Below are 24950 nucleotides of genomic sequence, written 5' to 3' on the forward strand. Positions count from 1 at the left end.
AAAGTTTCAGCAGCCTGTCGATTTGCCTGAGCGCGGTTCGACTACTGGCTAGAACCGTGGCACATCCCGGTTTCTTTAATGACCAACAAGGAGAATGAACGATGCGATTCATGGTGATAGTCAAGGCAACTGCGGACTCGGAAGCCGGTGTGATGCCCAGCGAGGAACTGCTGGCAGCCATGGGCCAATACAACGAGGAACTGGTGGCGGCAGGGGTGATGCAGGCCGGCGAGGGCCTGCATCCGAGCAGCAAAGGGGTGCGGGTGAAGTTCTCCGGCAGCCAGCGCAGCGTGGTCGATGGCCCGTTCATGGAAACCAAGGAGCTGATCGCCGGCTTCTGGCTGTGGGAAGTGGAGTCGCTGCAGGCCTGTATCGAATGGGTCAAGCGCTGTCCCAACCCGATGCCTGGCGATTCGGAAATCGAAATCCGGCAGATCTTCGAGGCCGAGGACTTCGGCGCCGAGTTCACGCCCGAGCTGCGTGAGCAGGAAGAGCGTCTGCGGGTGCAGATGGGCAAGAGTTGAGGAGCGCGAGATGAACATTCATGCCTACCTGATTTTCGACGGCCAGTGCGCCGAGGCCTTCCGCTTCTATGCCGAGGTCATCGGCGGCGAGCTGCAGGTGATGGATTTTGCTGATAGTCCGGAGTGCGGCGAGATCCCACCCGAGCACCGCGACCGCACCCTGCACGCCTGCCTCAATCGCGACGGCCAGCTGTTGATGGGATCCGACACCATGCCGGGCCAACCCTACGAGGGTATCAAGGGCTGCCACATGTCCCTGCAGGCGGACGACATGGCACAGGCTGAGCACCTGTTCCAGGCCTTGTCCGCCGGCGGCCAGGTGCAGATGCCGCTGCAGCGCACCTTCTGGGCCGAGGGCTTCGCCATGCTCACTGACCGCTTTGGTGTGCCCTGGATGGTCAACTGCAGCGGCGACTGCCAGCTCTGAAACGAGGCGGGGCGGCTTGCCGTCCCGGCGCGTCTGCGCTGCTTTTTTGCAACGCATCTGCTGCTTTCGCCAGGAGATCGCGGCGCCTAGGCTTGTTCCAGCTGCCACGAGGAGCCGCGCCATGACCCGCTTCGATTTCCAGGTCACCTGGGCCGACCTGGACTCCAATGCCCACCTGAAGAACTCACGCTACCAGGACTACGCCGCCCAGGCCCGTTTCCTGTTCCTGGCCGGCGCCGGCTTCACCCCGCAGGCCTTCGCCGAGGCGAGGATAGGCCCGGTAGTGTTCGAGGACCGCATCGAGTACCGCAAGGAGCTGCGCCTGCTGCAGCCCTTCAGCGTATCTGTCCAGGTCGGTGCGCTGTCCGAGGACGGCAGCAAGTTCACCATGCTCAGCGAGGTGAGCAACGCCAAGGGCGAGCTGTGTGCCCGCCTGACCACCAGCGGTGCCTGGTTCAGCCTGGACACGCGCCGCGTCAGCGTGCCGCCGCCGGCGCTCAAGTCGGCCATGGAAGCGGCCGAGCGTAGCGAGGACTTTCGCTGGCTTTGACGCTATGCTGCGCGCTCATCCCTCGCGGCGCCCGCTTCCATGCTGGTGATTTCCAACAGCGTTCACCTGCCTGACGATGAAGTCGAGCTGACCGCCATCCGTGCCCAGGGCGCCGGCGGACAGAACGTCAACAAGGTGTCCAGCGCCGTACACCTGCGCTTCGACAGCCAGGCCTCGTCGCTGCCGCCTTTCTACAAGGAACGCCTGCTGGAGCTGCGCGACAGCCGCATCACCGCCGAGGGCGTGGTGATCATCAAGGCCCAGCAGTACCGCACCCAGGAGCAGAACCGCGCCGATGCCCTGGAACGCCTGGCCGAGCTGATCCGCAGTGCCGGCAAGACCGAGAAGGCGCGCCGTCCGACCAAACCCACCCTGGGCTCGAAGAAGCGCCGTCTGGAAGGCAAGAACAAGCGCGGGGCGATCAAGGCCGGGCGCGGCAAGGTGGACTTCTGAGGCCACCCGGCATAATTTCTGCGGCATAGCCTTGAGGAATGCCGCCATGCTCGACCCCATATTGCCAGCCGACGCGGATCACGCCGTCTACAAGACCCTGCTCGAGTCGACCAAGGCGATTCCCTGGAAGATCGACTGGAAAAGCATGACCTTCGCCTACATCGGCCCGCAGATCGAGCCGTTGCTGGGCTGGACGCAGCAGAGCTGGATCAGCGCCAACGACTGGGCCGAGCGCATCCATGAAGAGGATCGCGAACGGGTGGTGAACTTCTGCATCGCCCAGTCGCAGTGCGGCATCGACCACGAGGCCGACTACCGGGCGCTGACCAAAAATGGCGACTACGTGTGGATCCGCGATGTGGTGCACGTAATGCGTGACGCCAACGGCGAGACCGAGGCACTGGTCGGCTTCATGTTCGACATCAGCGAGCGCAAGAAGACCGAGGAGCAACTGCTGGCACTGCAGCGACAGTTGGAGGAGTACTCCTACAAGGACGGCCTGACTGGTATCAACAACCGGCGCATGTTCGACTCGATCCTCGACATCGAATGGGGCAACGCCCAGCGCACCCGCCGGCCGCTGTCGCTGATCCTGCTGGATATCGACTTCTTCAAGCAGTTCAACGACCACTACGGGCATATCCGCGGCGATGACTGTCTCAAGCGCATCGGCCAGGCCCTGCAGGGCGCCGCGGCGCGCCCGCGCGACTGTGTGGCACGCTTCGGTGGCGAGGAGTTCGTGCTGGTGCTGCCGGAGACCGACGGCGAGTCGGCGCAGAAGATCGCTGAGCGCTGTCGCAAGCTGGTGCGCAAGGAACAGATCAGCCACGAACAGTCCAACGTGGCACAGCTGGTGACCGTCAGCCTGGGCGTCGGCACCATCATCCCGGAGGCGCATGACACGCCCCTGGCCTTTATCGAGGCGGTGGATCGTCTGCTTTACCAGGCCAAACAGCAGGGCCGCGACCGCCTGCAGTATGGCCACTGCGGTGGTGGCGAAGCGGACGCCTGCCAGGCCTGAGAACCTGTTTACGATCTCCTGGCCGTCGGCCATACGGCGTTAAAAACAGCCTCGGAATGCTCATTTACAGCTCGTAAACTCCGCTTCCTCGACTGTTTTTGCCTTGTCTGGCTTTAGTCCAAAAGATCGTAAGCAGGTTCTGAAAGTCTCGCGAGTCAGAGTGGGGCTCCGTAGCCCTGATGCAATCCGGGAAGCAGGCGGCTAGCGCGCCGGCCCGCTCTGTGCCACCTGGGCGCGCAGGGCGCGGGCGACTTCGATCTGCAGCTTGTAGGCGGGGGCTTCGATGGCGTCGTGGTCGCGGGTGTAGCGGCGGGTGAATTCGCGCACGCCCCATTGCTGGTACTGCTGCACGTGCAACAGCTCGTGGGCCCAGAGCGCGACGTTGTCCTGGGCGTCTGCTGCGTTACGGAAAACGATGATGTCGATCAGCGTCACCGCCTGCACATCGGGGTTCTGCAGCATGGTATTGGCGGCGCCCAGGGTTTCGCCGTCACCCACTTTGTAGCGCGCCGCGTCGAGTACGCCGATGTCGTAGTAGGGCTCCAGCTGAGCGCGGATATGCAAGGGAATGGGCAGGGTGCCGCTGGCTGCCGCTGTCTCGCGTGACTGCAGCAGCCATTGCTCCAGGCCCGAGGCGGCCATCTGGCTGACGTCTTCGTAGAGCACCTCAATGTCCGCCTGGCTGATCGGCGCACAGAAGCACACCACAGCGCAGACCTGCTGCTGCCCGCTCGGGCAGGCCAGCACCGAGGCGGCCAGGCCGAGTCCGCCAAGCAGTGCGCTCAGGCGAAAGATGCGACGTGAAAAAACAGCAGGCAAGGCAGTCTCCCGAAGCAGTAACGAGGATAAGCGCGACCTGGAGCAATGCCGTGCCGGGCTTGGACAGTGGCTACAGGTTTTGGTGCCAATCCAGCAGCCCTACGCCCTGACCCAGCGCTGCCGCGTCCAGCCACTTAGCGCATCGACGCCGAACACCAGCACCAGCATGGCGATGATCACCGTGCTGGCCTGGGCCTCCTGAAACAGGCTGAGGCTGACGTAGAGCATCTGCCCCAGGCCGCCGGCGCCGACGAAGCCGAGTACGCTGGCCATGCGGATATTGTTTTCCCAGCGGTACAGGCAGTAGGCCAACAGCTGTGGCCACAGGTTGGGCAGGGTGCCGTAGCAGAACGCCGCGACCTGGCTACCGCCCTGCAGGCGAATCGCCTCGGCCGGTGAGGTCGGGGTGTTTTCCAGCGCCTCGGCAAACAGGCGGCCGAGTACCCCAGCGGTGTGCAGGGCCAGGGCCAGGGTGCCGGCGTTCGGGCCAAGGCCGGCGGCCAGCACCATTAGTGCGGCCCACACCAGTTCCGGAATTGCGCGCAAGGCATTCAGTAGCAAACGCGCGGCGCTCTGCAGCGGCCAGCCGAAACGCCCGGCGGCGGGCAAGGCCAGCAACAGGCCGAACACCGCCGCGAGCAAGGTGCCGATGGCCGACATGGCCAGAGTTTCCAGGGCGCCGTGGCCGATGGCCGACAGGTGCTCGGCGCTCAGGTCCGGGCTGAGAAAGCGCCGCACATAGCCTGCCATCTGGCCCAGGCTGTCGCCACTGGTCAGCGCGCTCAGGTCGATACCCAGGTAAGCGAATGAGGCGATTACCGCCGCGCCTATGCCGAGCAGCAGCAACAGGTTGATCAGCCGGTTCATGCCAGTCTCCCGCGCAGCACGCGGCTGAGCTGGTCGGCCAGCAGCACCAGCAACAGGAAGGTCAGCAGCATGCTGGCCACTTCGCCGCCGGCGAACATGCGCATCGACAGGTCGATCTGCTGGCCCAGGCCGCCGGCGCCGACGAAGCCCATCACCACCGAGGCGCGGATCGCGCACTCCCAGCGGTACACCGTGTAGGAAGTCAGCTCCGCCGCGGCGTTTGGCAGAATGCCGTAGACGAACGCCGCCAGCCGCCCGCTGCCAGCTTGTAGCAGGGCGTGGGCCGGGCGCTGGTCGACCGACTCGAAGATTTCCGCATAAACCTTGCCGAGCATGCCGCTGTAGGTGATGGCGATGGCCAGCACCCCGGCGGTGGGGCCGAGGCCGACGGCGCGGACGAACAGCAGCGCCCAGACGATTTCCGGCACGCTGCGCAGGAAAATCAGCAGGCCGCGTACCGGCCAGCGCAGCCACTGCGCCAGCGGTTTGGGTCGACCGCCACGGGAGGCGGCAGACAGCGACAGCGCGCGGCTGGCCAGCAGGCTGGCCGGAATCGCCAGCAGCAGCGCCAGGGCCATGCCGGCGGTAGCGATGGCCAAGGTCTGCAGGGTGGCCTGCAGCAACAGGTCGAGGAATTCCGCGTCATGCGCTGGCGGCCAGAAGGCGGCGACGAAGCGGCCCATCTCGCTCTGGCTGTCGGCTTGCAGCAGCACGCCCAGGTCCAGCTCGCTGAGCTGAATGCCCGGCCATAACAGGGCCAGCGCCAGCAGGGTGAGTAGCAGGCGGGGCAGGGAAGCCGGATCGCGGGTGTCGCGGCTTAGCATCGCGGGATCTGCAGGCTCAGGGTCACGCGGGGCGCTGGCGGCGAGAGCAGCTGTTCATTGGCGTACAGGGCATCGAGCTGCGCCTGGTCGACTTCGCCGGCAGGGCGGTCGAAAAGGATCAGCCCGTCACGCAGACCGATAATTCGCGGGAAGTGGGCCAGGGCCAGCTCCACCGCATGCAGGCTGGCGACCAGGGTCGTGCCATGCTGTTCGGCATGTCGGCACAGCACGCTCAGGGTGTGCTCGGCCAGCACCGGGTCCATGGCCGATACCGGTTCATCGGCCAGCAGCAGTTCGGGCGCCTGGTACAGCGCGCGGGCGATGCCGACCCGCTGCAACTGGCCGCCGGAGAGCTGCTGGCACTGGGCGAACAACTTGTCGGCCAGGTCCAGCTTGGCCAGCTCACGGCGTGCGCCGGGGATATCCACGGGATGCAGCAGATTCAGCAGGCTCTTGCCCAGGCTCCACTGGCCAAGCTTGCCGGCCAATACGGAGGTCACCACCCGCTGGCGCGCCGGCAGGGGCGGCGCCTGGTGGATCAGGCCGATGCGGGCACGCAGGCGTTGGCGCTGACGGCTGGAAAGCTGCCAGGGATGCTCGCCAAGCAGCTGAATCTCGCCGCTGCTCGGTTGCAGGGCGCTGGCCAGCAGGTTGAGCAGGCTCGACTTGCCGGCGCCTGACGGGCCGATGATGGCGACCCGCTCGCCGGCGGCGATGTGCAAGTCCACGCCGCGCAGGGCGTGGACTCCGTTGCCGTGGCTGAGACGGGCGCCGGACAGGCGCAGGGTCATTTCAGCAGGTCGGCGGCGCGGGCGGCGTCCTCGATGCCTTTGTAGTTTTCCGGCTTGGTCTCGATGAAGCGCGATGCCGCTTGAAGGTCGAGGATCGCCTTGTGTTCCGGGTTGGCCGGGTCGAGGGCGAGGAAGGCGGCCTTGATCTTCGCGGCCAGGGCCGGGTCGAGGGTGCCGCGCACGGTCCAGTTGTAGTCGTAGTAGATCGGGGTGGTGGCGAAGACCTTGACCTTGCTGGTGTCGACTTTACCGGCGGCGACCAGCTTGTCCCACACGCTGGCGTTGAGTACGCCGCCGTCGACCTTGCCGGCCTGGACCCAGGCGGCGGTGGCGTCATGGGCGCCGGAGTAGCCGACGCGGCTGAAGAAGGTTTCCGGCTTGATGCCGTCCTGCAGCATGAAATAACGCGGCATCAGGCTGCCGGAAGTGGAGGACACCGAACCGAAGGCGAAGGTCTTGCCCTTGAGGTCGGCCAGGCTCTTCACGTCCGGGTTGGCGCTGATGAACTTGCTGGTGAACTGGGCATCCTGCTCGCGCTGTACCAGCGGGATGGCGTTGCCGGTTTTCAGGCGCACCTGGACGAAGGTGAAACCGCCGAGCCAGGCCAGGTCCAGACGGTCGGTAGCCAGGGCTTCGACCACGGCCGGGTAGTCGGCGACCGGGACGAACTCGACTTTCATACCCAGCTGTTGCTCCAGGTAGGCGCCCAGCGGCTTGAACTTGCGCAGCAGTTCGGTCGGCGCCTCGTCGGGAATGGCCGAAACGCGCAGCACCTCGGCGGCTTGGGTCAGGCTGGTGGACAGGGTCAGGGCAAAGCCGGCGGCGAGCGCCAGGGTACGCTTGAGCATGGGAGTTCTCCGGTTCAATAGCGGAAAAAACGAGGAAGCGCGTGCGCGCCGTTGGCGGCGTCTGCGCTCCGACAGGGTAGTAGAAACGGTCGCGATTATATGAGGCGCGGCGGGAAAGGCCAGCTTTGCTAGAATCGCCGCCCTGTTTTCCGTTATTGCCGAGAAAGTGCGATGAGCGAGCCGATCCGCCTGACCCAGTACAGCCATGGTGCCGGTTGTGGCTGCAAGATTTCCCCCAAGGTGCTGGAAGTGATCCTCGCCGGCAGCGGCGCACAGAATCTCGACCCCAAGCTGTGGGTCGGCAATACCTCGCGTGACGATGCGGCGGTCTACGCTCTGGACGACGAGCGCGGGGTGGTTTCGACCACCGACTTCTTCATGCCGATTGTCGATGACCCGTTTGATTTCGGCCGTATCGCCGCGACAAATGCGATCAGCGACATCTACGCCATGGGCGGCGACCCGCTGATGGCCATCGCCATCCTCGGCTGGCCGGTGAATGTGTTGCCGCCGGAAGTGGCCCGCGAAGTGATCCGTGGCGGCCGCGCGGTCTGTGATGCGGCGGGCATCCCGCTGGCTGGCGGCCACTCGATCGACGCACCGGAGCCGATCTTCGGTCTGGCGGTGACCGGCGTGGTCGAGAAAAAGCACATGAAGCGCAACGACACCGCCACGGCTGGCTGCCAGCTGTACCTCTCCAAGCCACTGGGCATCGGCATCCTTACCACCGCCGAGAAGAAGGCCAAGCTGCGCGCCGAGGACGTTGGCCTGGCGCGCGACTGGATGTGCACCCTGAACAAGCCCGGCTCGCGCTTCGGCAAACTGGCCGGCGTGCAAGCGATGACCGACGTCACCGGCTTCGGTCTGCTCGGCCACCTGGTGGAAATGGCTGATGGCGCCAATCTCACCGCGCAGCTCGACTATGCCGCCGTGCCGCGCCTGCCGGGGGTCGACTACTACCTGGCCGAGGGCTGCGTGCCGGGTGGCACCCTGCGCAACTTCGACAGCTACGGCGAGAAGATCGCGCCGATCAGCGACGCACAGCGCGACCTGCTGTGCGATCCGCAGACCAGTGGCGGCCTGCTGATCGCCGTGACTCCGGAAGGCGAGGCCGAGTTCCTCGCTGTGGCCGCCGAACTGGGCCTGAATCTTTCGCCGATCGGTAAGTTTGTCGAGCGACAGACCCACGCGGTAGAGGTGCTGTGATGCGCGACAACAGCAGCGACTACCGCGACATCTTCCTCAATGACCGCCCGATGATGGACGCCCGCGCCCCTGTGGAGTTTCACAAGGGCGCCTTCCCCGGCGTGGTCAACCTGCCGCTGATGAACGACATCGAGCGGCAGAAGGTCGGCACCTGCTACAAACAGCATGGCCAGGACGCCGCCATTGCCCTCGGCCACCAACTGGTCGGCGGCCAGGTCAAGGCCGCGCGGGTCGTAGCCTGGGCGGCCTTTGCCAAGGCCAATCCCGAGGGTTACCTGTACTGCTTCCGTGGCGGCCTGCGCTCGCAGATCACCCAGCAGTGGCTCAAGGAAGCGGGCATCGACTATCCGCGGGTGATCGGCGGCTACAAGGCGATGCGCACCTTCCTGCTGGAGACTACCCAGCAGGCGGTGGCCGAATGCGAGTTCGTCATCGTCGGCGGCATGACCGGCACCGGCAAGACCGAGGTGATCGCGCAACTGGGCAACAGCCTGGACCTGGAAGGTCATGCCAACCATCGCGGCTCCAGCTTCGGCAAGCGCGCCACTGGCCAGCCGGGGCAGATCGACTTCGAGAACCGCCTGGCCATCGACATCCTCAAGCAGCGCGCCGCCGGCACCGAGCAGTTTGTGCTGGAGGACGAGAGTCGCCTGGTCGGCAGCTGCTCGCTGCCCCTGGAGCTGCATCAGGGCATGCAGGAGTACCCGCTGGTGTGGCTGGAGGACAGCTTCGAGGGCCGCGTCGAGCGCATTCTCGGCGATTACGTGATCGACCTGTGCGCCGAGTTCCTCGCCGTGCATGGTGGCGAGGATGGGTGGCGCCTGTTCGCCGAGCGCCTGTTGCAAAGCCTGAGCAATATCCAGAAGCGCCTGGGTGGCGAGCGTTACCAGCGCCTGCTGGCGATCATGCAGGCGGCGCTGGCCGAACAGCAGCGCAGCGGTAGCGTGGATTTGCATCGCGGCTGGATTGAAGGCCTACTGCGCGAGTACTACGACCCCATGTATGCCTTCCAGCGCGAAAGCAAGGCGGGGCGTATTGAGTTTGCCGGTGAGCAGGCGGCCGTTGTGGCCTACCTGCGTGACCGTGCCCTACGGAGAAAGTCATGACCACGCCACACAGCTTGCTGGACCACGCCGATGCTCAGGATTGCACGGTCTACCGTCCGGACGATCTCGACCCGGATGCCGAGGAGCTGGAACTGGGCGATGCACGCATTCTCTTCACCGGCGCTTTCGTGGCGCCGGCCGACTGGGATGCCCTGGCCCGCGAGGACTACTTCGATGGCCACGAGGAAGAGCTGTTCGTTACCGCGCGCATCGAGAGCGAGGCGGTAAAGGGCACCCAGGGCTATTTCGTCGCCGAGCCGGGCGACTACGTGGCCGTAGTGGCCGATGGCGAAGTGCAGATGTACTACGTCTATGACCTGGCCGACGGCAGCTACGTGCTGATCCGCGACGACGAAACGCTGGAGTGACTGCTTTTGCCCCTTCTCCCCCTCTTTGTTTATGAAGAGTGGGAGAGGGGAGTCATCAAGCTCCGAGTCAGTTGCACACCCTGGCAATTGCCGCCGCCAGGTATTCCAGGCGCTGTTCCGCCATCCCCGCCACGCTGGCGCGGCCGCTGTTGACCATATACACGCTAAATTCCTCACGCAGGCGCTGCACCTGTGCCGCGCTCAGGCCGGTGTAGGAGAACATGCCGCGCTGCGCGGCGATGTGCGCAAAGCGTTCACCCAGACCATGCGGTTGCAGCGCTGCGACCAGGCCACTGCGCAGGCTGGCGATGCGCAGGCGCATGGCCTCCACTTCCTCGGCCCACAGGGCATGCAGCTCGGCGTCGCCGAGGATGCTGGCGACCACCGCCGCGCCATGGGCCGGCGGCGTCGACCACAGATTGCGTGCCAGGGCGGCCAGCTGGCTGCGCACATCGGTCAGCTTGTTGCTATCGGCGGCTCGCACGATCAGCGCGCCAGTGCGTTCGCGGTACAGGCCGAAGTTCTTCGAGCAGGAGCTGGTGATCAGCAGTTCCGGCAGCTCGGCGGCGAACAGGCGCACGGCCCAGGCGTCTTCCTCCAGACCGGCACCGAAGCCTTGGTAGGCGAAGTCGATCAGCGGCAGCAGTTCGCGCGCCTTGACCACTTCCAGCACGCGGCGCCAGTCGGCCTGGCTGAGGTCGAAGCCGGTCGGGTTGTGGCAGCAGGCATGCAGCAGCACCACGTCGCCCTGGGGTACATGGGCCAGGGCGGCGAGCATGGCTTCCACCTGCAACTGGTTGCTGGCGTCGACATAGGGGTAGTGGCTGACTTTGAGGCCGCAGGTGGCGAACAGGGTTTCGTGGATCGGCCAGGTTGGATCGCTTAGCCATATGCTGCGACCGGGCAGGTTGCGCGCGATAAATTCGCCGGCCAGACGTAGGGCGCCGGTACCGCCGGGAGCCTGGGTGGCGCCGGCCAGCTCGTCGCGCAGCAGCGCGCTGTCGGCACCGAGTACCAGGCGCAGCAAGTGCTCGCCGAACTCCGGCGCGCCGTGGCCGCCGATATAGGTCTTGGTCGTTTCGCTATTCACTAGCCGCTGCTCGGCCAGCTTCACCGCGCGCGGGATCGGTGTCAGGCCCTGGGCGTCCTTGTACACGCCCACGCCGAGGTCGAGCTTGGCCGGGTTGGCGTCGGCGCGGAAGGCGTCCAGCAGGCCGAGGATGGGGTCGCCCGGCACTCGGGCGACGCGGGCGAAATGGCTCACTTACGGCCCTCGGCAGTGCTGGCCAGCAGGTCGGTGCGGGCGGCCATGATGAAGTCGTTGCGGTGCAGGCCTTTCATTTCGTGGCTCCACCAGGTGACGGTTACCTTGCCCCATTCGGTGAGCAGGGCCGGGTGATGGCCGACTTCCTCGGCGATGGCGCCTACCGCATTGGTGAAGGCCAGGGCATGGCGGAAGTTCTTGAACAGGAACTGGCGCTCCAGCTCCATGTGGCCGTCGCGCACTTCGATGTTCCAGTCCGGGATCTCGCGGATCAGTTCGGCCAGCTCGTCATCGCTGACTTTCGGTGCATCGGCGCGGCAGGCTTCGCATTGGGCTTGGGCAAGGGTGGTCATGTTGGGTTCCTCTAGGATTCGTGGGCAGAGCATAGAAGGTCAGTGGGCTTGCGGGTCAGTCCCCTCTCCCGCGTGCGGGAGAGGGTTAGGGCGGCCCGCGTAGGGAGAGGGCGCCGTTTGGTTCGACCCTCTCCCCCAGAGCCAAAGCCTAAGCGGCCTTCGGCGGAAACTTCGGCGTGTGCAGGCCCAGGGCCATGGCGCGCTGGACCATGCCCATGATGTCTTCATGGGCCAGCTCGAACAGGCGCTTGAGTTCCGGCAATACGAAGTACAGCGGCTGCAGGATGTCGATGCGATACGGCGTGCGCATGCATTCCAGCGGGTCGAATGCCTGGTGCTCGGGCGCCTCGGACAGGCTGTAGACCGTCTCCTTGGGCGAGGAGAGGATACCGCCGCCGTAGATACGCCGGCCCTGCGGGGTGTCGACCAGGCCGAACTCGATGGTCATCCAGTACAGCCGCGCCAGGTACACGCGCTGTTCCTTGCTGGCGGCCAGGCCGAGCTTGCCGTAAGTGTGGGTGAATTCGGCGAACCAGGGGTTGGTCAGTAGCGGGCAGTGGCCAAAGATCTCGTGGAAGATATCCGGCTCCTGCAGGTAGTCCAGCTCTTCAGGCGTGCGGATAAAGGTCGCTACCGGAAACTGCTTGCTGGCCAGCAGCTCGAAGAAGGTCTGGAACGGAATCAGCGCCGGCACCCTTGCCACGCGCCAGCCGGTGCTGGCTTGCAGCACCTGGTTGATCTCGCCGAGCTGCGGGATGCGCTCGTGAGGCAGACCGAGCTGCTCGATGCCATCGAGATATTCCTGGCAGGCGCGGCCTTCAATCACCTTTAGCTGGCGGGTGATCAGGGTATTCCACACCGCGTGCTCGCTGTCCGGGTAGTGGATAAAGCCAGTCGCGTCGGGTTCGCGGGCCAGGTACTGCGTGGTCTTCATCGTCGCCTCCAGCAGGGGCTCTTGTTGTTGTGTTGGATAACAGATAACCCGTTGGCTGGCCTCGTGACAGGTGGCGAGCAGGCGTATGCGGCGGTTGGCTCAGGCTTATTCGTAAAGAAATGGTTACGAGGTTGGCGATGCGGCGTGTCATCGCCTTGCTGGTTTGCTCTTCTGTCACATATTCTTGACGAATAAAATGTCGCAGCCCTCGCTAATCGTGCCGCTGCGTCCATAACAAGCCTGACCAGAGCCTCGCCATGCGTATCAAAGTCCACTGTCAGAACCGCGTCGGCATCCTGCGCGACATCCTCAACCTGCTGGTCGATTACGGCATCAACGTCGCCCGTGGCGAAGTCGGTGGCGAGCAGGGCAATGCCATCTACCTGCACTGCCCGAACCTGATCAACCTGCAGTTCCAGGCCCTGCGCCCCAAGCTGGAAGGCATCGGCGGGGTATTCGGGGTCAAGCGCGTCGGCCTGATGCCCAGCGAGCGCCGTCATCTGGAGCTGAATGCGCTGCTGGGTGCGCTGGATTTTCCGGTGCTGTCGATCGACATGGGCGGCTCTATCGTCGCAGCCAACCGTAGTGCCGCGCAGTTGCTCGGCGTGCGCGTTGATGAGGTGCCGGGCATCCCGCTGTCGCGCTATGCCGAGGACTTCGACCTGCCGGAGCTGGTGCGCGCCAACAAGTCGCGGATCAATGGCCTGCGGGTGAAAGTGAAAGGCGATATCTTCCTCGCCGACATCGCTCCGCTGCAGTCCGAGCACGACGAGAGCGAGGCGCTGGCCGGTGCGGTGCTCACCCTGCACCGCGCCGACCGGGTGGGCGAGCGCATCTACCATGTGCGCAAGCAGGAACTGCGCGGCTTCGACTCGATCTTCCAGAGTTCCAAGGTGATGGCCGCCGTGGTGCGCGAGGCGCGGCGCATGGCGCCACTGGATGCGCCGCTGCTGATCGAGGGCGAGACCGGCACCGGCAAGGAGTTGCTGGCCCGCGCCTGTCACCTGGCCAGCCCGCGCGGGCAGTCACCGTTTATGGCGCTAAATTGCGCCGGGCTGCCGGAATCCATGGCCGAGACTGAACTGTTCGGCTACGGCCCCGGCGCCTTCGAGGGCGCGCGCCCGGAAGGCAAGCTTGGCCTGCTGGAGCTGACCGCTGGCGGCACGCTGTTTCTCGATGGCGTCGGCGAGATGAGTCCGCGCCTGCAGGCCAAGCTGCTGCGCTTTCTGCAGGACGGCTGTTTCCGCCGGGTAGGTAGCGACGAGGAGGTGTACCTGGATGTGCGGGTGATCTGCGCCACCCAGGTCGACCTGTCCGAACTGTGCAGCAAGGGTGAATTTCGCCAGGATCTGTATCACCGCCTCAACGTGCTCAGCCTGCATATCCCGCCGCTGCGTGAATGCCTGGATGGCCTGGCGCCGCTGGTCGAACACTTCCTCGATCAGGCCAGCCGGCAGATCGGCTGCCCGCTGCCCAAGCTGGCGCCGCAGGTGTTGGACAAGCTCAGCCACTACCATTGGCCGGGCAACGTGCGGCAACTGGAAAACGTGCTGTTCCAGGCCGTGTCGCTGTGCGATGGCGGCACGGTCAAGGTCGAGCATATCCGCCTGCCGGACTATGGCGCACCGCAGCCGCTGGGCGATTTCTCCCTGGAGGGTGGGCTGGACCATATCCTCGGCCGCTTCGAGAAGGCGGTGCTGGAGCGTCTTTACCACGAACACCCGAGCAGCCGCCTGCTGGGCAAGCGCCTGGGCGTGTCACACACCACCATCGCCAACAAGCTGCGCCAGCATGGTTTGGGCAAAGAGTAAGCGCTGGATTGGTACCTGTAGGAGCGAGCTCTACGACCTTGGTGCAATAGGCAGTGAGGTAGGGAGGAGGTAAAAAGTCAGGCGTCCGGTTCCTGCGAATCCCGGACGGCGTTTCTAGCATTCCTCCCCCGGAATGAATTGGCAGGCGACCTCCCGGTCGCCTTTTTTTTGCCTGCAGAAACCCGCCAGGACCTTAGTCGTAGAGCGCTAAGACCATGGTCGAATGGCCCTACGCGCTGTCCGGGGATACAAAAGGCACCATAGAACAACAACTACCCGCCGAGGTGTTTAGTCATGAGTGCCGCTTCCCTGTATCCCGTGCGTCCCGAAGTGGTTGCCCAGTCGCTGACCGACGAGGCGACTTACAAAGCCATGTACCAGCAGTCGGTGATCAACCCCGACGGTTTCTGGCGTGAGCAGGCCAAGCGCCTGGACTGGATCAAGCCGTTCAGCAAGGTCAAGCAGACCTCCTTCGATGACCACCACGTCGATATCAAGTGGTTTGCCGACGGCACCCTCAACGTCTCGGCCAACTGCCTGGATCGTCACCTCGCTGAGCGTGGCGACCAGCTGGCGATCATCTGGGAAGGTGACGACCCGTCCGAGCACGAGGAAATCACCTACCGCCAGCTGCACGAGCAGGTGTGCAAGTTCGCCAACGCCCTGCGTGGCCAGGACGTGCACCGTGGCGATGTGGTGACCATCTACATGCCGATGATCCCGCAAGCCGTGGTGGCCATGCTGGCCTGTGCCCGCATCGGTGCCATCCACTCGGTGGTATTCGGTGGCTTCTCTCCGGAAGCCCTGGCCGGGCGCATCATCGATTGCCAGTCGAAGGTAGTGATCACCGCCGATGAAGGCCTGCGTGGTGGCAAGAAAACCCCGCTCAAGGCCAACGTCGACGACGCCCTGACCAACCCGGAAACCAGCAGCGTGACCAAGGTCATCGTATGCAAGCGCACTGGCTCCGAGATCAAGTGGAACCAGCACCGCGACATCTGGTACGAAGACCTGATGAAGGTCGCCGGCAGCGTCTGCGCGCCGAAGGAAATGGGCGCCGAAGAGGCGCTGTTCATCCTCTACACCTCCGGCAGCACCGGCAAGCCCAAGGGCGTGCTGCACACCAGCGCCGGTTACCTGCTGTATGCCGCGCTGACCCATGAGCGGGTGTTCGACTACAAGCCGGGCGAAGTCTACTGGTGCACCGCCGATGTTGGCTGGGTCACCGGCCACAGCTACATCGTCTATGGCCCGCTGGCCAATGGCGCGACCACCCTGATGTTCGAAGGCATCCCCAACTACCCGGACGTGACCCGCGTCGCCAAGATCATCGACAAGCACAAGGTCAACATCCTCTATACCGCGCCGACCGCCATCCGCGCCATGATGGCCCAGGGCAAGGCTGCGGTGGAGGGCGCCGATGGTTCCAGCCTGCGCCTGCTCGGTTCGGTCGGCGAGCCGATCAATCCGGAAGCCTGGCACTGGTACTACGAGAACGTCGGTCAGTCGCGCTGCCCGATCGTCGACACCTGGTGGCAGACCGAAACCGGGGGCGTACTGATCAGCCCGCTGCCGGGCGCCACCGCGCTCAAGCCGGGCTCGGCGACCCGGCCGTTCTTCGGCGTGCAGCCAGCGCTGGTGGACAACCTGGGTAACCTGGTCGAGGGCGCGGCCGAAGGCAACCTGGTGATCATCGACTCCTGGCCGGGCCAGGCGCGCACCCTGTATGGCGATCACGACCGCTTCGTCGACACCTACTTCAAGACCTTCAAGGGCATGTACTTCACCGGTGACGGTGCCCGTCGCGACGAGGACGGCTACTACTGGATCACCGGGCGGGTCGACGACGTGCTCAACGTGTCCGGCCACCGCATGGGCACCGCCGAGATCGAGAGCGCCATGGTCGCCCACCCGAAAGTCGCCGAGGCTGCCGTGGTTGGCGTGCCGCACGACATCAAGGGGCAGGGGATCTACGTTTACGTGACCCTGAACAACGGCGAGGAGCCTTCCGAGCAGTTGCGTCAGGAGCTGAAGAACTGGGTGCGCAAGGAGATCGGCCCGATCGCCTCGCCGGATGTGATCCAGTGGGCGCCGGGGCTGCCCAAGACCCGCTCGGGCAAGATCATGCGCCGCATCCTGCGCAAGATCGCCGTCGCCGAATACGATGCCCTCGGCGACATCTCCACGCTGGCCGATCCCGGCGTGGTGCAGCACCTCGTCGACACCCATCGCACCATGCAGGCGGCCTGATTCGTCAGCTGCCTCGCTGCGTGCACAACCCCGGCCACAAGCCGGGGTTTTTCTTTTCTGCGGGGGAAGGGGGATGAATATCGGGATTTGGCCGGTTATGGCCGGCGCCGTAACACTGCGGGGTAACGCGCTGCGCGGTTTCGGGGAGAGCGGAAACACTGTGCGCCGGAATGGTGCGCAAAAATCCGCAGAGAAATCCTGCTGGATCGTTGAAAAGCCGCATTGCACGGGCTTTCAGGTTTTTATGGCGTGGATATTGCTGTCATTAAAGGTTAATGTTTTTGTCTCCCTGGTCATGTTTTTCATGGCCTGTCAAGCTGCCTTGCGCGCCTCTCCTGTGGTTCTGTAATTAGTTGTCGCTTTGAGGAAATATCGGTATTCCCCTGCTCGCTAGAATGCCGCCCACCTGGCCGCACCACTTGCGACGCCTTTCGAGGCGGCAAAGCTGGTGACACTTCCTACAATTTACCCGCGGCCTTGGCGAACCTCATTCTGCCAAACGATGTCCCCATTCGAAGGAGTCACACCATGAAGAAGATCGTACTTCTCGGCGCCCTGGCGCTGTCCGCGTTCAGTGCGCTGGTTCAGGCAGAAGACAAACCGCTGCGTATCGGTATCGAGGCAGCCTACCCACCGTTCGCCTTCAAGCAGCCCGATGGCAGCATCACTGGCTTCGACTACGACATCGGCAACGCCCTCTGCGAAGAGATGAAGGTTAAGTGCCAGTGGATCGAGCAGGAATTCGACGGCCTTATCCCGGCCCTGAAAGTGCGCAAGTTCGACGCCGTACTGTCTTCGATGAGTATCACTGAAGATCGTCTGAAATCGGTCGATTTCACCGCCAAGTACTACCACACCCCAGGCAAGCTGGCGATGAAGGCTGGTACCGTGATCAATGACCCGCTGGTGGATCTGAAAGGCAAGAAGGTCGGCGTGCAGCGTGCCTCTACCTATGATCGCTATGCCACCGACAAATTCGCTCCGGCGGGTGCCGAAATCGTTCGTTACAGTTCGCAGAACGAAATCTTCCTCGACCTGGCAGCTGGCCGTGTCGATGCCACCCTGGCCGATATCGTCAACATCGATGATGGCTTCATCAAGACCGATGCCGGTAAGGGCTTCGCTCTGGTAGGTCCAGACTTCAACGACGAAAAATACTTCGGTAATGGCGCAGGTATCGCCGTGCGCAAGGGTGACAAGGCCCTGGCCGACAAGATCAGCGCCGCCATCCAGGCCATTCGCGCCAACGGCAAATACAAGGAAGTGCAGGACAAGTACTTCCAGTTCAACGTCTACGGCGAGTAAGGCCGGGCTGACCTTCCTTCGCCACTGAAGGAAGGTGCTCCGCCGGGCTGGTTGCAGGGCGCTGCTATCGGGCGCCACTGCAGCAGCCTGCTCCCCTGGCGCAGGGGCGTTCCTCCTGTTTTTCCCTGAGGATTAATTCATGCTCAACGGCTATGGCTCGACCATTCTCGATGGTGTCTGGCTCACCTTGCAGCTGGCTCTGCTGTCGATGGCGGTCGCTATTTCTCTCGGCTTGCTCGGTGCGGCCTGTCGGCTGTCGCCGATCAAATGGCTGGCGCTGTTGGGTGAGACGTACGCCACGGTGATTCGCGGTATTCCCGACCTGGTGCTGATTCTGCTGATCTTCTACGGCGGCCAGGACCTGGTGAACCGTATTGCCCAGCTGGTGGAGTACGACGGCTACATCGATATCAACCCGTTCATCGCCGGTGTTGGCACCCTGGGTTTCATCTATGGCGCCTACCTGTCCGAGACCTTCCGCGGTGCCTTCATGGCCATCCCCAAGGGTCAGGGTGAGGCGGGCATGGCTTACGGCATGAGTCCGCTGCGGGTGTTCTTCCGCATCCTGGTGCCGCAGATGATCCGTCTGGCGATTCCCGGCTTCACCAACAACTGGCTGGTGCTGATCAAGGCCACCGCGCTGATTTCCCTAGTCGGCCTGCAGGACATGATGGCCCGCGCCAAGAGCGCCGGTGATGCGACCCGTGAGCCGTTCACCTACATCCTGCTGGCGGCGGCTATCTACCTGGCTATCACCAGTGTTTCCCTGCTGGTACTGCGCTACCTCGAGCGCCGTTACTCGGTGGGCGTCAAGGCGATGGAAATTTAAGGGGCTGCCATGATTTTCGACTACAACGTGGTACTCGACAGCCTGCCGCTTTATTTCGGCGGTGTGCTGATCACCCTCAAGCTGCTGGTGATCTCCCTGGCCTTCGGTCTGGCCCTGGCCGTGCCGCTGGCGCTGATGCGGGTGTCCAAGCAACCGGCGGTGAATTTCCCGGCCTGGCTGTACACCTACGCCATCCGTGGCACGCCGATGCTGGTGCAGCTGTATCTGCTGTACTACGGCCTGGCTCAGTTCGAGGTGGTGCGCGAAAGTGCGCTCTGGCCGTACCTGTCCAACGCCACTTTCTGCGCCTGCCTGGCCTTTGCCATCAACACCAGCGCCTATTCGGCGGAGATTCTCGCCGGCAGCATCAAGGCCACGCCTTATGGTGAGATCGAGGCGGCCAAGGCCATGGGCATGTCGCGTTTCAAGCTGTATCGGCGAATTCTGCTGCCTTCGGCCCTGCGCCGTGCGCTGCCGCAGTACAGCAACGAAGTGATCATGATGCTGCACACCACCAGCTTGGCATCCATCGTCACCCTGGTCGACATCACCGGTGCGGCCAAGACCGTCAGCTCGCAGTACTACCTGCCGTTCGAGGCCTACATCACGGCTGGTCTGTTCTATCTGGTGCTGACCTTCATCCTGGTGCGCCTGTTCAAACTGGCCGAACGTCGCTGGCTGGCCTATCTGGCCCCGCGCAAAGCCTGAACCACCGATTCCACCGCATTCGCATATGAGAGCCGAGACCATGTACAAACTTGAAGTCCAGGATCTGCACAAACGCTACGGCGACCACGAAGTGCTCAAGGGCGTGTCCCTGGCGGCCAAGGCCGGCGACGTGATCAGCATCATCGGCTCCAGCGGCTCGGGCAAGAGCACCTTTCTGCGCTGCATCAACATGCTCGAGCAGCCCTATGGCGGCAAGATCCTGCTCAACGGCGAAGAGCTCAAACTGGTGAAGAGCAAGGAGGGCGCGCTCAAGGCCGCCGATCCCAAGCAGCTGCAGCGCATGCGCTCGCGCCTGTCCATGGTGTTCCAGCACTTCAACCTGTGGTCGCACATGAGCGCCCTGGAAAACGTCATCGAGGCGCCCGTGCATGTGCTGGGCGTACCGAAGAAGGAAGCCCTGGAAAAAGCTGAGCACTACCTGGCCAAGGTCGGTGTGGCGCACCGCAAGGATGCCTACCCGGCGCACATGTCCGGTGGCGAGCAGCAGCGCGTGGCGATTGCTCGTGCCCTGGCCATGGAGCCGGAAGTGATGCTGTTCGACGAGCCGACCTCGGCGCTCGACCCCGAGCTGGTCGGCGAGGTGCTCAAGGTTATGAAGGACCTGGCCCTGGAAGGTCGCACCATGGTCGTGGTCACCCACGAGATGGGCTTCGCCCGTGAGGTGTCCAACCAGCTGATCTTCCTGCACAAGGGCATAGTCGAAGAAACCGGCTGCCCGAAAGAAGTGCTGGCCAATCCGCAATCGGATCGCTTGAAACAGTTCCTTTCCGGCAGCTTGAAGTAGGCACTAGACTCCCAGCATGACAGCCACTGCCCACTGCATCGGTTTCCTTATCTGGCCGCAAACCAGGCCCATGACCCTGGCCCTGGCCGAGGAAGCCCTGCGCGTGGCCCAGCGTGTGCACCCTGAGGTGGTCTACGAAGTGCGCTTCCTGCACGCCGAGCCACTGGAAGAAGGTGGCTGGCAAATGCCGGGCGAGCCTTGGGCCGGTCGCCTGGAGGGTTGCCAGAAACTGTTCCTGCTGGCCGATGAGCCACCTGCCCAGGTGGCGCCGGCGCTGGCTTCCGCGTTGAAGCAACTGGCCCGCGCCGGTGCGCAGCTTGGCGGGTTGTCGGCCGGGGTCTATCCGCTGGCCCAGCTCGGCCTGCTTGATGGCTACCGCGCTGCCGTGCACTGGCGCTGGCAGGATGATTTCACCGAACGTTTCCCCAAGGTCATCGGCACCAGTCACCTGTTCGACTGGGACCGTGATCGCCTCAGCGCCTGCGGCGGTCTGGCTGTGCTCGACCTGCTGCTGGCTGTGCTGGCCCGCGACCATGGTGCTGAACTGGCCGGCGCGGTCAGCGAGGAGCTGGTGGTCGAGCGCATCCGCGAAGGCGGCGAGCGTCAGCGCATTCCGTTGCAGAACCGCATTGGCTCCAGCCACCCCAAGCTGACCCAGGCCGTGCTGCTGATGGAAGCCAATATCGAAGAGCCGCTGACCACCGACGAGATCGCCACCCATGTGTGCGTGTCGCGCCGCCAGCTGGAACGCATCTTCAAGCAGTACCTAAACCGCGTGCCGAGCCAGTACTACCTGGAGCTGCGCCTGAACAAGGCGCGCCAGCTGCTGATGCAGACCAGCAAGTCGATCATCCAGATCGGCCTGTCCTGCGGTTTCTCCTCCGGCCCACACTTCTCCAGCGCCTACCGCAACTTCTTCGGTGCCACCCCGCGCGAAGACCGCAACCAGCGCCGCAGCACCAGCCCCTTCGAGATCGCGCCGAGCCCTTCAGAGCGCGGTTGAGCGCGCTTCGCCCGTCAGTCGGGCGCTATATCCAGCTCGCCATTGCGCTGGATCTGTTGGAGTTGTGAGGCTTGACCGGCGCCCTGCTGCGCCTGGTACTGGGCGATGGCCTGGCGAGCATTGAACAGCAGATGCTCGCGGCCCAGTTGATCCGCCAGGCCGCTATGGCGAAACATTTTCAGCACTTCCGGGTTCAGGCCGGCCAGCCACAGGCTGATGCCCTGCTCGGCGGCACGTTGCTCTGCCTCCTGGAGCATCTTGAAGGCGGAGTATTCGATGTCCGGCACCCGGCTCAGATCGAGTGTCACGACCTTGGGTTGATACTGGGCCAGTAGCGCCTTGATCTGGTCGGCAACCAGCTGGACATTGACGAAGAACAGGCGACCCTCTGGACGTACCAGCAGCAGGCCGTCGAAGGTCTCGTCGTTCGGGTGCTCTGGCGAAAGCGGGCGCAGCACGTCGGTGCCGGGCTTGCGGGCCAATACATAGACATGCGGTTTGGCGGTCTGGCTGGCGAGGCCGATCAGCGACACCACGATGGCTACGACAATGCCTTGCAGCGTGCCGAACAGCAGTACGCCGATACAGGCGATGCAGGCCCAGCGAAACTCCATGCTGCGCACCTGCAGGATCGAGCGGAATTCGCCGGGCTGGATAAGACCCACGGAGTAGACGATCACCACGGCCGCCAGGGTGGCGTGCGGCAACAGGCCGAGCAGTGGTGCGAGCAGCAGCATAGTGGCCGCGGCGGTGCCGGCAGTCACCAGCGAGGCCAGCTGCGAGCGGCCGCCGGCGGCCTTGACTACGGCGGTCTGCGAAGTGCCGCCGCCCGCCGGCATGGCGCCGAACAGGGCACCACCCAGGTTGGCTGCGCCGGTTGCCAGCAGTTCGCGGTTGGCATTGATCGGTGGTTGGTCGGTTTCGGCAAAGGCACGGCCGGCGGCAATCGACTCGGTAAAGCTCATCAGCGCGATGCCCAATGCGCCCGGCAACAGCAGCATCACCAGATGAGTGTCCGGCAATGTCAGCGATGGCAGGCCCTGCGGGATCAGGCCGACAATCGCCACACCCTGTGCCTGCAGGCCGAACCACCAGGCGGCGGCGATACCGCCTGCCACCGCCACCAGCGGGGCGGGGGAGTGTGGTAGCAGGCGCTCCATGCCGATCAGTACGACCAGGGTGCCCACCGCCACGGCAAGGGTCAGCAGCGAGGTCTGTGGCAGCAGGCTGAACAGGTTCAGCAGGTCGGGGAAGAAACCTTGTTTGTCGAGGTGCAGCCCCAACAGCTTGGGTATCTGGTCGAGCACGATGACCAGGCCAATGCCGGCCTTGAAGCCCGTCAGCACCGGGGTGGAAATGAAGTTGGCGATAAAGCCCAGGCGCAGCAGCGAGGCCAGCATCAGCAGGACGCCGACCAGTGCGCTGAGCGTGGCCACCGCAACAATCAGCTTGTCGGGGTCGCCATCCGGTACCGCCAGGCCGAGCTGGGTGCCGGCCAGAATCGCCAGGGTGGTGGTGGAGCTGACGCTGAGCACGCGCGAGCTACCCAGCAGGGCGTAGATCAGCATCGGCACGAAAGCGGTATACAGGCCAATCGCCACCGGCAGACCGGCAACGGTGGCGTAGGCCATGGACTTGGGCAGCACCACTGCGGCGGCGGTCAGGCCGGCCACCAAGTCCAGGCGCCAGGTTTTCCCGAGGCTGCTGAAAAGTGTCGTCATCGTTGGGTTTCCTGGGGGAGCGGGTCAGGTTTGCGGCGCCGCGTGCAGCACCCTACTCCGGCTTCTGCATGAATTATTGATCTGGGTTGGCTTGATCGTTCATTTTGAAGATAGCTGGCTAATGTGCCGCGCAGGTGGTGCGTTTCGGTGCGTGTGTCGGAGGTGGCCTTGCACTGCTTTTTCTGCACCAAAAAAGAGCCTATGCTCGGTACGGTACAAGCCGGATAACTATAAATAGATGCGCTTACTACTGATTCTGCTGTTCAGTTGGCTGAGCTGCGGGGTGGTCCAGGCCGGGCCGATCGAGGGGGATTGGCTGCTGCGTCTGGACGAGAAGAACCCTCGCGTCGAGCTCAATGCCTATTTCGAATATCTGGCCGATCCCGGTTCGTTGACGGATGTCTACGGCGTGCATGCGCTGCCCGCCGAGGCCTTCACCCGTCACTCCAGCGATGTGCCCAACTTCGGCTTCACCGAGCGACGCTACTGGTTCCGCACTCAGTTGCTGCAGGTCAGTGGCGATGAAAGCTGGTTTCTGCAGTTTGACTATTCGCCCCTGGACAACATCGACGTCTATTTGCTCGATCAGCACGGCGAGATGCTGGTTGCCGAGCATGGTGGCGATCGGCGGCCTTTCGATCAGCGCCTGATCAAGAGTCGGCAATTCACCGTGGAGTTGCCGTTGTCGCTGGATGAGCCGGTCTGGCTGTATGTGGCTGTGCAGACCGAGGGGTCGCTGCAGGTGCCGGCGATACTTTTCAGTGCGCCCCACTATGTGGCCAAGTCGCGCAGCGAGTACTACATGCTGGGCCTCTATTACGGCGTTCTGCTGTCGATGCTGCTGTATACCCTGCTGACCTATCTGTCGGTCAGGGATGCCAGTCACCTCTATTACATTGCCTACATTGCTGCCTACCTGCTGTTCCAGCTGACACTCAATGGTCTGGCCTTTGAGTATCTCTGGCCACAGTTTCCCGACTGGAATAACCGCATGCTGCCGCTGTCGATCACGGTGGCTACGCTCACCCTGATTTTGCTCACGCGGTCGTTCCTGCAGACCCGCACCCTAGTGCCACGCATCGATAAGCTGTTGCTGCTCGTACAGTGGCTGTATGTGGCGTTGGCGCTGGCGTGTCTGGTCATGCCCTATGACTGGGCTATCCGCTTGAGCACGGCTTCGGTGGTGCTAACTCCGCTGGTGGTATTTGCGGTAGCGGTGTGGATTTTCTTGGCCGGCTATCGCCAGTCGCGTTTCTTCCTCCTGGCATTCACGGTGCTGCTGCTGGGCATGGTGCTTTACGCGCTGAAGACCTTTCATGTGCTGCCAGGCACCTATCTCACGGAATATGCCCTGCAGATCGGCTCGGCGCTGCAGATGATCCTGCTGGTGTTTGCCCTGGCCGACCGCCTGCGCCTGTTGAAGCAGGAAAATCTGCGCATTGAGCAGGAGGCGCGATCTCTGCTCGAGCAGCGTGTGCTGGAGCGCACGGAGGCGCTCAATAGCGCATTGCAGGAGCTGGCGGTGAAGAATCGCCAGCTCAGCGAGCTGAGTACGCTTGACGGACTGACGGGGGTCTATAACCGCGCCTACCAGGAGGAAATCCTCGTTACGGAGTGGGCGCGTGCCTGTCGGCAGAAAGGGCCGTTGTCGGTGTTGATGGTCGATATCGATCATTTCAAGCGCATCAATGACAACCATGGCCACCAGGCCGGGGATGCCGTGCTGAGAACGGTCGCGGCGCTAATCAAAAGCTTTGCCAAGCGCAAGGCTGATGTGGTGTGCCGCTACGGTGGCGAGGAGTTCATGGTGATCCTGCCGGATACCACCGTCGAGGGTGCTCTGGCTGTCGCCGAAGGGATTCGCCAGGCCCTGGCCGAACTGGATATTGCGCTGCCAGGCGGTGCCATCAGGATTACCGCCAGTATCGGCCTGGCCTCGGTTATTCCCGATTCGGCAGCCCGGGACAAGCTGGTCGCCCTGGTCGGTGCTGCCGATGAGGCGCTCTATCAGGCCAAGGAGGCGGGGCGCAATCAGGTCAGGCAGGGCTATCTGCCCGGGACAGCCTGATCGGCATTGCTCCTTCTCCATGCATCATGCTGATGCCCCGAAGCTGTTGAGCTGCACTGGCTCGGGTTGGCGCCTGTGGCCTGCCGGCCGTGAGT

General features: G+C 63.8%; 26 protein-coding genes. 17 read left to right on the forward strand and 9 right to left on the reverse strand.

The features are described 5' to 3' along the window. The first annotated feature begins 101 nt into the window (after window positions 1-101). The 5 genes from H3H45_RS15760 (at window position 102) to H3H45_RS15780 (ending at window position 2975) form a co-directional block, all read left to right on the forward strand. A complete protein-coding gene (locus H3H45_RS15760; RefSeq protein ID WP_182834672.1) occupies window positions 102-524 on the forward strand; it encodes a YciI family protein in 423 nt (140 codons plus the stop codon). Window positions 525-534: 10 nt separating this feature from the next. Further along, window positions 535-951, forward strand: coding sequence for a VOC family protein (locus tag H3H45_RS15765; protein ID WP_182834673.1), 417 nt, complete (start codon window positions 535-537; stop codon window positions 949-951). Between the two features lie 121 nt (window positions 952-1072). Continuing rightward, window positions 1073-1501, forward strand: a complete 429-nt coding sequence (locus H3H45_RS15770) for an acyl-CoA thioesterase (RefSeq protein WP_182834674.1) — start codon at window positions 1073-1075, stop codon at window positions 1499-1501. A 39-nt stretch (window positions 1502-1540) separates the two neighbouring features. Beyond that, the gene (gene arfB / locus H3H45_RS15775) at window positions 1541-1954 is read left to right on the forward strand and encodes an alternative ribosome rescue aminoacyl-tRNA hydrolase ArfB (protein WP_182834675.1); all 414 of its coding nucleotides are present in this window, start codon (window positions 1541-1543) and stop codon (window positions 1952-1954) included. Window positions 1955-2000: 46 nt separating this feature from the next. After that, the gene (locus H3H45_RS15780) at window positions 2001-2975 is read left to right on the forward strand and encodes a diguanylate cyclase (protein WP_182834676.1); all 975 of its coding nucleotides are present in this window, start codon (window positions 2001-2003) and stop codon (window positions 2973-2975) included. Window positions 2976-3176: 201 nt separating this feature from the next. Here the strand turns inward: H3H45_RS15780 and H3H45_RS15785 are convergent, their stop codons facing one another. The 5 genes from H3H45_RS15785 to H3H45_RS15805 form a co-directional block, all read right to left on the reverse strand. Further along, the gene (locus tag H3H45_RS15785) at window positions 3177-3770 is read right to left on the reverse strand and encodes an eCIS core domain-containing protein (RefSeq protein ID WP_182835003.1); all 594 of its coding nucleotides are present in this window, start codon (window positions 3768-3770) and stop codon (window positions 3177-3179) included. Window positions 3771-3893: 123 nt separating this feature from the next. Next, window positions 3894-4661 (reverse strand): phosphonate ABC transporter, permease protein PhnE, encoded by a 768-nt coding sequence (gene phnE, locus H3H45_RS15790; protein ID WP_182834677.1) that lies wholly within the window; start codon window positions 4659-4661, stop codon window positions 3894-3896. Continuing rightward, window positions 4658-5485 carry a PhnE/PtxC family ABC transporter permease gene (locus H3H45_RS15795; RefSeq protein WP_182834678.1) on the reverse strand — a complete coding sequence of 276 codons (828 nt, stop codon included), beginning with the start codon at window positions 5483-5485 and terminating at the stop codon, window positions 4658-4660. The genes phnE and H3H45_RS15795 overlap by 4 nt, the downstream gene beginning before the upstream one ends. Continuing rightward, window positions 5479-6276, reverse strand: a complete 798-nt coding sequence (locus H3H45_RS15800; protein WP_182834679.1) for a phosphonate ABC transporter ATP-binding protein — start codon at window positions 6274-6276, stop codon at window positions 5479-5481. Before H3H45_RS15800 ends, H3H45_RS15795 begins: the two co-directional genes overlap by 7 nt. Next, window positions 6273-7124 (reverse strand): putative selenate ABC transporter substrate-binding protein, encoded by an 852-nt coding sequence (locus tag H3H45_RS15805; protein ID WP_182834680.1) that lies wholly within the window; start codon window positions 7122-7124, stop codon window positions 6273-6275. Before H3H45_RS15805 ends, H3H45_RS15800 begins: the two co-directional genes overlap by 4 nt. 171 nt (window positions 7125-7295) lie before the next feature. Here H3H45_RS15805 and selD point away from each other — a divergent pair, with 171 nt between their 5' ends. From selD to H3H45_RS15820, 3 genes are read left to right on the forward strand one after another with little or no spacing between them, the layout of a single operon-like run. Continuing rightward, the gene (gene selD, locus H3H45_RS15810; protein WP_182834681.1) at window positions 7296-8330 is read left to right on the forward strand and encodes a selenide, water dikinase SelD; all 1035 of its coding nucleotides are present in this window, start codon (window positions 7296-7298) and stop codon (window positions 8328-8330) included. Continuing rightward, window positions 8330-9436: a tRNA 2-selenouridine(34) synthase MnmH gene (gene mnmH / locus H3H45_RS15815; RefSeq protein WP_182834682.1), complete on the forward strand. Its 1107-nt coding sequence runs from the start codon at window positions 8330-8332 to the stop codon at window positions 9434-9436. The genes selD and mnmH overlap by 1 nt, the downstream gene beginning before the upstream one ends. Then, entirely contained in the window at window positions 9433-9804 is a 372-nt protein-coding gene (locus tag H3H45_RS15820) for a hypothetical protein (protein ID WP_182834683.1), read from the forward strand. Before mnmH ends, H3H45_RS15820 begins: the two co-directional genes overlap by 4 nt. 67 nt (window positions 9805-9871) lie before the next feature. On the opposite strand, the gene H3H45_RS15825 is transcribed toward H3H45_RS15820, so the two are convergent. The 3 genes from H3H45_RS15825 to phhA form a co-directional block, all read right to left on the reverse strand. Continuing rightward, on the reverse strand, window positions 9872-11068 hold the full coding sequence (locus H3H45_RS15825) for an amino acid aminotransferase (RefSeq protein WP_182834684.1): 1197 nt from the start codon (window positions 11066-11068) through the stop codon (window positions 9872-9874). Beyond that, window positions 11065-11421, reverse strand: a complete 357-nt coding sequence (locus H3H45_RS15830) for a 4a-hydroxytetrahydrobiopterin dehydratase (protein WP_182834685.1) — start codon at window positions 11419-11421, stop codon at window positions 11065-11067. The genes H3H45_RS15825 and H3H45_RS15830 overlap by 4 nt, the downstream gene beginning before the upstream one ends. A 148-nt stretch (window positions 11422-11569) precedes the next feature. Continuing rightward, the gene (phhA, locus tag H3H45_RS15835; RefSeq protein WP_182834686.1) at window positions 11570-12355 is read right to left on the reverse strand and encodes a phenylalanine 4-monooxygenase; all 786 of its coding nucleotides are present in this window, start codon (window positions 12353-12355) and stop codon (window positions 11570-11572) included. A 257-nt stretch (window positions 12356-12612) separates the two neighbouring features. Between phhA and H3H45_RS15840 the strand changes: the two genes are divergently transcribed. The 8 genes from H3H45_RS15840 to argR all read left to right on the forward strand — a co-directional run bounded on the left by H3H45_RS15840 (window position 12613) and on the right by argR (window position 21066). Continuing rightward, window positions 12613-14166: a sigma-54-dependent transcriptional regulator gene (locus tag H3H45_RS15840; protein WP_182834687.1), complete on the forward strand. Its 1554-nt coding sequence runs from the start codon at window positions 12613-12615 to the stop codon at window positions 14164-14166. A gap of 294 nt (window positions 14167-14460) precedes the next feature. Next, window positions 14461-16416, forward strand: a complete 1956-nt coding sequence (gene acs, locus H3H45_RS15845) for an acetate--CoA ligase (RefSeq protein WP_182834688.1) — start codon at window positions 14461-14463, stop codon at window positions 16414-16416. A gap of 73 nt (window positions 16417-16489) precedes the next feature. Then, window positions 16490-16765: a hypothetical protein gene (locus tag H3H45_RS15850; protein WP_182834689.1), complete on the forward strand. Its 276-nt coding sequence runs from the start codon at window positions 16490-16492 to the stop codon at window positions 16763-16765. A gap of 179 nt (window positions 16766-16944) precedes the next feature. Then, a complete protein-coding gene (locus H3H45_RS15855; protein WP_182834690.1) occupies window positions 16945-17721 on the forward strand; it encodes an ABC transporter substrate-binding protein in 777 nt (258 codons plus the stop codon). A 139-nt stretch (window positions 17722-17860) separates the two neighbouring features. Continuing rightward, the gene (locus H3H45_RS15860) at window positions 17861-18550 is read left to right on the forward strand and encodes an ABC transporter permease (RefSeq protein WP_182834691.1); all 690 of its coding nucleotides are present in this window, start codon (window positions 17861-17863) and stop codon (window positions 18548-18550) included. Window positions 18551-18559: 9 nt separating this feature from the next. Beyond that, window positions 18560-19258, forward strand: a complete 699-nt coding sequence (locus tag H3H45_RS15865) for an ABC transporter permease (RefSeq protein ID WP_182834692.1) — start codon at window positions 18560-18562, stop codon at window positions 19256-19258. Window positions 19259-19298: 40 nt separating this feature from the next. Further along, window positions 19299-20063, forward strand: coding sequence for an ABC transporter ATP-binding protein (locus H3H45_RS15870; RefSeq protein ID WP_182834693.1), 765 nt, complete (start codon window positions 19299-19301; stop codon window positions 20061-20063). 16 nt (window positions 20064-20079) lie between these two features. Next, entirely contained in the window at window positions 20080-21066 is a 987-nt protein-coding gene (gene argR, locus H3H45_RS15875; protein WP_182834694.1) for a transcriptional regulator ArgR, read from the forward strand. Window positions 21067-21080: 14 nt separating this feature from the next. On the opposite strand, the gene H3H45_RS15880 is transcribed toward argR, so the two are convergent. After that, window positions 21081-22787 (reverse strand): SulP family inorganic anion transporter, encoded by a 1707-nt coding sequence (locus H3H45_RS15880; protein WP_182834695.1) that lies wholly within the window; start codon window positions 22785-22787, stop codon window positions 21081-21083. A gap of 238 nt (window positions 22788-23025) precedes the next feature. On the opposite strand from H3H45_RS15880, the gene H3H45_RS15885 reads away from it, so the two are divergent. Further along, complete coding sequence (locus H3H45_RS15885; RefSeq protein ID WP_182834696.1) at window positions 23026-24855, forward strand: sensor domain-containing diguanylate cyclase; 1830 nt, start codon at window positions 23026-23028, stop codon at window positions 24853-24855. Window positions 24856-24950: the final 95 nt, after the last annotated feature.

The organism is Aquipseudomonas guryensis (genome assembly GCF_014164785.1).
Taxonomy (GTDB): domain Bacteria; phylum Pseudomonadota; class Gammaproteobacteria; order Pseudomonadales; family Pseudomonadaceae; genus Aquipseudomonas; species Aquipseudomonas guryensis.